We start from the raw sequence: 5382 nt of genomic DNA, 5'->3' as shown, positions 1-5382 counted from the left end.
GGAGCCGCCGTCATCTCTCAAGGCGGCTCGCGAACCGGGTGCCAAGCGGGTGATCGCGCGCGCGGCGCTGGACCTCGTCGAGGACGGGATGACCGTGGCCATCGGTGCGGGGACCACCACATTGGAACTGGCACGCGCACTTCGGGGGCGGGCGGTGGACGTGATCACCAACTCGGTCACCATCTTCGAGGTGTTGACCGACCCCGCCGACGACACGGTTGATGCGTCGGCCGTGCAGTTGACCGGCGGGCAACGGACACCCTCCGACGCGCTGGTCGGACCGCTGGCCAACGCGGCGCTCGAACGCTATCGCACCGATCTCGCCTTCGTCGGGACCCATGGGATCGACCCCGACGCCGGCCTGACGACGCCGAATCTCGGTGAGGCGGAAACCAACCGGAAGCTCCTCGGCACCGCGCGATCGGTGGTGGTGCTCGCCGACCACACCAAGTACGGGGAGATCGGTGCGCACCTCTTTGCCGAGTTCGACCGCATCGACCGACTGATCACCGATGCCGGGTTGTCGGCGGCCGATCGTCGCCGGCTGGCCGACGTCGTCACCCTCACCATTGCCGACGGGAGTGACCGGTGAGCGGCGTCGACGGCAACCAGAGTGGGCGGCAACCGCATTCGTCGGGTCGGCCGCTGAACGAGCCGGTACGGGGTGCGCTCGCCGATGGCCGCGAGATCTTGTTCTTCTCCACGGAGTCCGCCTCGCGACCCGGCACCGATCACCGCGATCTGCCGCCCCGGCCCACGGACCCGCCGAATGAGATTCGTCGCGACCCCCGCACCGGTGAGTGGGTGATGATCGCCCCGGCCCGCCAGGAACGTACCTACAAGCCACCGCGACAGATGTGTCCGCTGTGCCCCGACCCGACGGGCCGATCCAGCGAGATCCCCGCCGACGACTACGAGGTGGTGGTCTTCGAGAATCGTTTCCCGTCGTTGTCGACGGCGCGGGCGGGCAGTGGATTCCGGCTGCCCGACGGCCACGATGACCCGTTCGTGGCCGCTCCCGGATACGGTCGCTGCGAGGTCGTCTGCTTCACCAGTGACCACGAGGGCTCATTCGCGACGTTGAGCGTCGACCGCGCTCGGCTCGTCATCGACGCGTGGTCGCAGCGCACCACCGACCTGTTGTCGCGCGACGGGATCGAGGAAGTGTTCTGCTTCGAGAACCGTGGCGAGGAGATCGGGGTGACGTTGTCGCATCCGCACGGACAGATCTATGCCTATCCGTTCATCACCCCGCGGACGGCGTCGTTGAACCGCGCTGCGCGATGCCATCGGGACGCGACCGGCCGTGATCTGTTCGAGTCGATCATCGACGCCGAGATCGGCAGCGGAGCAAGGATATTGCGGCGCACCGAGCACACCGTGGCATTCGTGCCGTTCGCGGCGCGCTGGCCCGCAGAGGTCCACATCTACCCGTTACGTCATGTGCGCTCGCTGGCCGAGCTGACCGACGCCGAGGCCGACGATATCGCCGCGGTGTACCTGGCCGTATTGCGTGCGTACGACGGCCTTTACGGTGATCCGTTGCCCTACATCGCGTCATGGCATCAGTATCGGCACTCCGCCGCGGAGGGCTACCTGCATGCAGAACTGTTCTCGGTCCGGAGAAGTCGGGACAAACTCAAGTATCTGGCGGGATCGGAGTCCGGCCGTGGCGCCTTCGTCACCGACAAGACCCCCGAGGACATTGCCGCCGACCTGCGAGAGGTGATGCGATGACACCCGAGATCGCCACCACGGTACGGGCGTACGCGCCTGGCCGGGTCAATCTGATCGGTGAACACACCGACTACAACCTCGGATATGCGCTCCCGATCGCGCTGCGCTCGGGAACGTCGGTGACGTTCACCGCCGACGATGGAGACGTCCTGGCGGTCACCTCCGAAGCCGAGTCGCAGGACATCACCGTCGCGGTGGACACGGCGCCCGGCGACCTCGACGGCTGGGGCGCGTACGTCGCCGGATGCGTGTGGGCGCTGCAGCAGTCCGGGCACGTCGTGCGGGGTGGGCGGATGTCGATCACCTCAACGGTGCCGATGGGGTCGGGTTTGTCGTCGTCGGCAGCACTGGAATGTGCAGTGCTGCTGGCACTGACGGCAGAGCGACCCCTACCGCCGCTCGAGGTCGCCCGGATCGCGCAGCGCGCGGAGAACGACTACGTGGGAGCGCCGACCGGGCTGCTCGACCAGTTGTCGAGTTTGTATGGTCGGGCGGATACGGCTCTGCTGGTGGACTTCTCGTCGTTGGAGGTCACCGAGGTGCCGATGGATCTCGGCGACGCACATCGACTGCTGGTGATCGACTCCCATGCGCCACACCAGAATGTGGCCGGCGAATACGCGAAACGACGACTCTCGTGTGAGAACGCCGCCGGAGAACTCGGCGTGTCCAGTCTGCGCGAGGTCGATCCGGAAGCCTGGAGGAGGCTCCGTGATGAGCCGGAACGTTCTCGAGCCCGTCACATCCTCACCGAGAACACGCGGGTTCTCGACGCGGCGGAGGCTCTGCGTCATGGCGACCTCGCAACTCTCGGGCGTTTGATGTGCCTGTCCCACGCATCGATGCGCGATGATTTCGAGATCACCACCGAGCACATCGATCTCATTGCCGAGCGTGCGTGTGAACTCGGTGCGCTCGGGGCACGAATGACCGGTGGTGGCTTCGGCGGGTCGGTGATCGCGTTGTGCAGCGATGAAGTCGCGCATCGGATCACCGACGAACTGGGGGAGACCGTCGCGGACGCCGGCTATCCGGCGCCGACGATCCGTGCGGTCCGGCCGGGGCGTGGGGCGCATCTGTGCTGAGACGTCACCATGACCAGGTGGTGCTGACCACGAGGTCGTGACCCGGTGTCACCACCCGGGGAGCTGTGTTCAGTCCGTCGGGTGGTCCTGACTGCGGCTCCACACAGACCGCGTATTCGCGCATGTCGTACACCACCACCCATCGGGCGTCGCTGCGAACGTGAATCCTTGAGTGCCCCGGCCATTCACAGACCACGTCCACCCCATCGGGCATGGCGAAGCAGTCGTCCCACGGTGGTTCCTGCGGCGCGATCTGTCGGCCGGTTGGCAGGTGATCGGAGCCGCGCTCCTCCTGCCATGCGGGGGCGAACCGCAGCTCCAACGATCCGGCCGACTCGTCGTCGAGATGTCGACGAAACCACGGATGCCATCCGGCCTGTGCAGGAAAAGGTCTGTCATCGGCGTGAATTCGCATCTGCAGCCGAAGTCTGTCGATGGTCAGGGTGATCTGGTGGGCGACGCTGCCCGGAAACGGCCATGACGGTTCGAGGCGTATGCCCAGGGTCGCCCGTGTGGTGCTGTGGTCGAGCACCTCCCAGCGATGGTCGCGGACCGTACCGTGCAGGGCGTGTGGAGGATCGTTGCGGGGGAATCGATGATGCTCTCCATCGAAGTCGAGGAATCCATCGCGCAGCCGTCCGCACCACGGGGCCATCGGAAAGCATCCGAATCCCGCTCCCTGATAGAGGTATTCGGTTCCTTTGATGCGGAGCGAGGTCAGCGATCCCGACGCCGGGTTGACGCCAACCGTTGCCTCACCGGACCGTAGGACGAGATCGCCGGGTGCCATGGGTCCACCGTATCGCGCCGAGGGGTAGCCTCGGTGGCACACGCGAGAGGGAGTGGGCGTGAGCACGACACACGGAACCAGCGATGTATCCCGTCGATATCGGTCGGTGCCGACGCCGGTCGATGATGTTCTCCTGCTTGCCGAGGGGGAGTGGCTGATCGGGCTGTACTTCGCCAATCACCTTATCCCTGAGTCGGAATGGGGATCGCTGGCCGGTGACGACGACCCGGTACTGAGCCCGGCGGTCGCTCAGCTCGACGAGTACTTCGCCGGACTCCGGCAGGACTTCGATCTGCCGCTTCTACCGCGAGGGGGAGCGCTGGCCGAATCGATATGGCGACTCCTGCTCGACATCCCGTACGGCACGACAACGAGCTACGGTGCCATCGCGACGCAGCTCGGCGACCGGTCGCTGGCGCAGCAGGTAGGCCAGGCGGTGGGCCGGAATCCGATCGCGATCATCATTCCGTGCCATCGGGTGATCGGCGCCGACGGTTCGCTTACCGGATTCGGTGGTGGGCTCGAGCGCAAACGAATCCTGCTGGGACTGGAGGAACCGTCCGCCGAGGACGCCGGTCGGCTGTTCTGAGATCGCCCGGTGGATGGTCGAGGTGCCCTTTTCTGGTGGTCGAGGTGCCTCTTCCCGGTGGTCGGGCCCTTCCCCCCGATGGTCGAGGTGCCCGGCGCCCCCAGGCGCCGGGCCTCGAGACCCGTTGAGTCACAGCTGGTTCCACCCCACAGCAAAGGCGGCCGTCACCGCGGGTAGGTGACGATCACCTGCCCCGTCCACCGACTCCGCCACTCCACCCGCCGATCGGCGTAGAGCGTCGGCACCCACTCCGCGAGGTGTTTCCGCTGATGATCAGCCCGGCACAGCGGGATCAGGTCGCCGAGCACCGTCCAGCCCCCGGCCTCGGGGTCGGCATGGTTGAACGGCCGCCAATGATCAAGGTCGCACAGATGTGACGGCATGCCGCAGTACGGAAACCGGCACCACGCATCATTGGCCAACACCTCAGCGCGCAGGGTGGCGCTGGGTGCATAGGTCAATGCCCCAGGGGGTGGCACGGTGTGACCGCCGTGTCCGGTCGGATCCGCCGGTGGTGCTTGGGGCCGGTCGGCGATCTGCGGGATGAGTGGTCCCGCGGCCCGGGCGGATTCGGGGTAGTGGATGGTCTTCGCCACGTCGGCGAGGGTGGTGGCGTAGTCGCGGTCGATGGGCCCGTATCCCTGCAACCGGGGCACGAGAATCCCGTCCGGATCCTTCAACACCGTCAGTACGGGTGCCCCGGGTACTACCAGGGCACGCCCGAACGCGACCGGAACCTCATCCGGGATCGGCTCGTCCAGGGGGTCGGGGATCTCGGGTTCGGCGACGGGCTCGACGAACTCAACGGGGTCATCCTCGTCGGCAGGTTCCGGTACACCGGGATGTTCGACGTCCTCGACTTCAGGAACATCGGCGTCGGCAGGTTTGGGGAGCAGGTCGTCCCAGGCTGCCGCGTCGGCGGCGTCGGCGGGTGTTTCCGCCGAGTCACTGTTGACGGCACCGCCACCCTTCGTGCACGTGGCCAAGCCGCATTCGCAGTCGAGCCGAGCGCCGGGGACGCCGGTGATCTCCCCGAGTGCGATCACCCGCAGCGATCCCACGCGGCGGGGGTCCTTGCGGCAGGTGCGTTCGTCAATGAGGGCGTTGATCTGCGTCGTGAGAAATACCCCGTAATGGGCGGGAACAACCGCATCCAGAGAGGAGTGCCCGGCAACATCGGG

Annotated in this window: 6 protein-coding genes; 4 read left to right on the top strand and 2 right to left on the bottom strand. The window is 66.7% G+C overall.

Features of this window, described 5'->3' with window-relative positions:
- From B1964_RS15875 to galK, 3 genes are all read left to right on the top strand, one after another.
- Positions 1 to 592, top strand: a 592-nt coding sequence (locus B1964_RS15875; RefSeq protein ID WP_079930459.1) for a DeoR/GlpR family DNA-binding transcription regulator, incomplete at its 5' end; no start/stop codon positions are given.
- A complete protein-coding gene (gene galT / locus B1964_RS15870; protein ID WP_079930458.1) occupies positions 589 to 1737 on the top strand; it encodes a galactose-1-phosphate uridylyltransferase in 1149 nt (382 codons plus the stop codon). The genes B1964_RS15875 and galT, both read left to right, overlap by 4 nt.
- The gene (gene galK, locus B1964_RS15865) at positions 1734 to 2822 is read left to right on the top strand and encodes a galactokinase (RefSeq protein WP_079930457.1); all 1089 of its coding nucleotides are present in this window, start codon (positions 1734 to 1736) and stop codon (positions 2820 to 2822) included. The genes galT and galK overlap by 4 nt, the downstream gene beginning before the upstream one ends.
- A 4-nt stretch (positions 2823 to 2826) precedes the next feature.
- On the opposite strand, the gene B1964_RS15860 is transcribed toward galK, so the two are convergent.
- Entirely contained in the window at positions 2827 to 3612 is a 786-nt protein-coding gene (locus B1964_RS15860; protein WP_079930456.1) for an aldose epimerase, read from the bottom strand.
- 52 nt (positions 3613 to 3664) lie between these two features.
- Between B1964_RS15860 and B1964_RS15855 the strand changes: the two genes are divergently transcribed.
- Positions 3665 to 4201, top strand: a complete 537-nt coding sequence (locus B1964_RS15855) for a methylated-DNA--[protein]-cysteine S-methyltransferase (protein ID WP_079930455.1) — start codon at positions 3665 to 3667, stop codon at positions 4199 to 4201.
- A 164-nt stretch (positions 4202 to 4365) separates the two neighbouring features.
- Here the strand turns inward: B1964_RS15855 and B1964_RS15850 are convergent.
- The coding region (locus tag B1964_RS15850) for an HNH endonuclease signature motif containing protein (RefSeq protein ID WP_139765755.1) at positions 4366 to 5382 on the bottom strand (1017 nt) is incomplete at its 5' end.

It is taken from the genome of Gordonia sp. i37, assembly GCF_002043085.1.
GTDB lineage: Bacteria > Actinomycetota > Actinomycetes > Mycobacteriales > Mycobacteriaceae > Gordonia > Gordonia polyisoprenivorans.
The sequence above is the reverse complement of the archived record's forward strand: the minus strand, read 5'-3'. Positions and strand labels throughout refer to the sequence as shown.